Below are 3,163 nucleotides of genomic sequence, written 5' to 3'. Positions count from 1 at the left end.
GCATGTCCGCTCTTCCGGCGAGGAGGCGATGACCGGCAGCGGCATCGGGAAGGAGCGTGCCTTGACTCGATCGGCCATGGTAAAGATGACGTTGTAGAAGGCGGCCGAGCCATCCGGCGAGATGTTGCCAGTTAGCGACACCACCTTGTGCTGCGGGCATTCCATCGGCGGCAGCTGCTCGATCGCCGCCTTCAGCGTGCGCCCGGTGCCGATCGCCATGACCAGGGGTTCCGGGGAACGCAGCCGCCGCTCGATTTCCGCCGCCGCCGCCTCGGCGACGCCGATCGTCGTCGAGGACGAGGTGGGATCGCTCGGCACCACTTCGACCAGATCGAGCGCGAAGCGCGATTTGAGCCGCGCCGCGAGGTCGAGGCAATTGGCGATCGGGTGGTCGACACGCACCTTGATCAGCCCTTCCGAGACCGCCAGCGACACCAGCCGCTGCGCCGTCTGGCGGGAAATGCCAAGCGTCAAGGCGATCTGGTCCTGCGTGTTGCCGGCAACATAATACAGCCAGCCGGCGCGCGCCGCGTCGTCCAACCGGTTGCTGCCGCTGTCCTGCCGCGAATTCACTTCTGCCTCCCAAACCCGCCCAACAGGGCGCGGGTACCACTAGCTTACAGGGAATGTGCCAACGCGCAATTGCCTATCGACAGGGCAATTGCCTGCACTCCCGATGCGACCTGGAATGGGGACGGCGGCAAAGGAAGGCCTGCTTGACGGTTTATCTCGGCACGCAAACCGATTATGGGGATCGGCAAAGGAGCCTTGCATGACGCCGAAAGCGGTTTTCTGGGATATGGACGGGACGCTGGTCGACAGCGAGCCGTTGCACGAGGCGGCCCTGGTGGCGGCGCTGCGCAGCGTCGGCATCGCGCCGCCGATCAATCTGCACGAGCGTGTGCTGGGCGTCGCCGCCTGGCCGGTCTACGAAATGCTGCGCGACGAATTCGGGCTCGACCTGCCCTTCGACGACTGGATCGTGCGCAAATACGATCACTATCTGCCGCTGGCCGAGACGCTGAAGCCGCGTCCGGGCGCGATCGAGATCTTCAACGAATTGCGCGAACGCGGCGTGCAGCAGGCGGTTGTCTCCAATTCCGACCGGCTGATCGTCGATGCCAATCTGCGTGCCGTCGGCCTGATCTACCCCGGCATGAAGACGATCAGCCGCAACGACGTGCGCGAAGGCAAGCCGTATCCCGAGCCGTTCCTGCGCGCCGCTCATCTGGCCGAGGTCGATCCGGCGCAATCCGTCGCGGTCGACGACAGCCTGACCGGCGCCATGGCCGGCCTTGCGGCGGGCATGCGGACGATGTTCTGGCCGGAAGCGCCGATGGCTGGGCCGCCGGGGGCCGTGGTGATCAACAGCGCTGATGAATTGCGGACGCAATTAGGGCTCTAAGCGAACTCGCAAACATCGGCACCGCCCTTCATCCGCCTGCCGGCGCTTGTCCCCGTGAACGGGGAGAAGGGAGAATGGCGGCTCAGTTCCGGTAGACCGGTTCCTGCTCGTCGAGGATCGCCTTCAGCTCGGCGAGATGGCGTTCGGCCTGGCCGGGATAGTCGTTGGCTTCAGCCGCGGTCTTCTCGGCGATGGCGTCAGACAGGGTGCGCAGCGGACGGCCGGTCCACAGCGCCTTGATGTAGGTCTCGGCGGCGCGCTCGAAATAGAACATGCGGTTGAAGGTGTCGGCGACAGTGTCGCCGATGACCAGCACGCCGTGATTGCCCATGACCATGACCTTCACCTTGGGATCGGTCAGAAGCTGCGAGCAGCGCTCGCCCTCCTCCTCGAAGGCCAGCCCGCCATAGTTGGCGTCGACGACATGGCGGTTGAAGAAGGTGGCCGAGTTCTGGTCGATCGGCGGCAGGGTCGAGTCGGCCAGCGAGGCGAGCACGGTGGCGTGAATCGAGTGCACATGCATGACGCAGCGCGCGTGCGGCACGTTGCGATGGATGGCGCCGTGCAGGCCCCAGGCCGTCGGATCGGGCGCATTGGGGCCGGAAAGCGTATCGGGATCGTTGGCGTCGATCAGCAGCAGGTCGCTCGCCTGATGCGCGAGAAATGCACCTGGTTGGGGTTCATCAGGAATTTGGTGCCGTCCTCGTTGACGGCCAGCGAGAAATGGTTGGCCACCGCCTCATGCATGTTGAGCCGCGCCGTCCAGCGGAAGGCGCAGGCGAGGTCGACGCGCTCCTCATAGAAGGGCAGATTGCTCAGCGGTTCCTTCTGCAGGCGGGCGATGCTCATCGAAAATCCTCCGGTTTTGGTGACAATGCCGCGCCCAATGGCGGCCAGCAACGGGAAAGTGCTGGCGCAAACACCGTTCAGGCGGCCGGGCGCGCCGATTGCAACCCGCCATGCTCGACGATGAAGTCGATCACCTCCCGCAAGCCCTTGCCGCGCGACAGGTCGGTGAAGCCGAACGGCCGCTTGCCGCGCATACGGGCGGCGTCGCTTTCCATCACGTCGAGGTTGACGTTCACATAGGGCGCCAGATCGCTCTTGTTGATGATCAGGAAATCGGAGCGGGTGATGGCCGGCCCGCCCTTTCTCGGGATCTCCTCGCCCTGGCAGACCGAGATGACATAGAGGGTGAGATCAGCAAGGTCCGGTGAAAAGGTGGCCGCGAGATTGTCGCCGCCGGACTCGATGAAGATGATGTCGAGGTCCGGAAATTTGCGGTTCAGTTCGGCGATCGCCTGCAGATTGATCGAGGCGTCCTCGCGGATAGCGGTGTGTGGGCACCCCCCCGTCTCGACGCCGACGATGCGCTCCTCCGGCAGCGCCTGCAGCCGGGCCAGCATCATGGCGTCTTCCCTGGTGTAGATGTCGTTGGTGACGACGGCGATGGAGAAGTCGTCGCGCAGCGCCTTGCAGAGCTTTTCGGTGAGCGTCGTCTTGCCGGAACCGACGGGACCGCCGATGCCGATGCGAAGGGGACCGTTGGCCTGGGTCATGCGGAAAACTCCGTGATGGCGAGGATTGCGAAGCCTGCCCCGATCAGCAGGCAGAGCGGCGAATAGTAGCTGACGTCGAGCCGCGCGAAAGGCTGTTCGGGCGCCAGACGGCGCCACCATGGCGTGAAGCCGGCAATGCCGCGCCCGAGGAAAACCAGCGCGATGAGCAACGAGGTGGCGGCGAGGCCCGCCTTGGGAA

The 3,163-nt window shown here is 64.9% G+C and carries 3 protein-coding genes and 2 pseudogenes; 1 reads left to right on the top strand and 4 read right to left on the bottom strand.

The genetic code is table 11. The features are described 5' to 3' along the window. Positions 1-573, bottom strand: a 573-nt coding sequence (locus EN742_RS29490; RefSeq protein WP_245492424.1) for a sugar-binding domain-containing protein, incomplete at its 3' end; no start/stop codon positions are given. A gap of 199 nt (positions 574-772) precedes the next feature. Between EN742_RS29490 and EN742_RS29485 the strand changes: the two genes are divergently transcribed. Next, a complete protein-coding gene (locus tag EN742_RS29485; protein ID WP_126057044.1) occupies positions 773-1,405 on the top strand; it encodes an HAD family phosphatase in 633 nt (210 codons plus the stop codon). An 82-nt stretch (positions 1,406-1,487) separates the two neighbouring features. Here EN742_RS29485 and EN742_RS29480 read toward each other — a convergent pair. The 3 genes and pseudogenes from EN742_RS29480 to EN742_RS29470 all read right to left on the bottom strand — a co-directional run. Continuing rightward, a pseudogene (locus EN742_RS29480) lies at positions 1,488-2,254 on the bottom strand (class II aldolase and adducin N-terminal domain-containing protein). 77 nt (positions 2,255-2,331) lie between these two features. Beyond that, complete coding sequence (gene ureG / locus EN742_RS29475) at positions 2,332-2,964, bottom strand: urease accessory protein UreG (RefSeq protein WP_126057046.1); 633 nt, start codon at positions 2,962-2,964, stop codon at positions 2,332-2,334. Next, positions 2,961-3,163: pseudogene (locus EN742_RS29470) on the bottom strand (DUF3995 domain-containing protein); the annotation flags it as partial. The gene ureG and the pseudogene EN742_RS29470, both read right to left, overlap by 4 nt.

It is taken from the genome of Mesorhizobium sp. M4A.F.Ca.ET.020.02.1.1 (assembly GCF_004022645.1).
Classification (GTDB): Bacteria; Pseudomonadota; Alphaproteobacteria; order Rhizobiales; family Rhizobiaceae; genus Mesorhizobium.
This window is presented reverse-complemented; position numbering and strand designations above follow the sequence as displayed.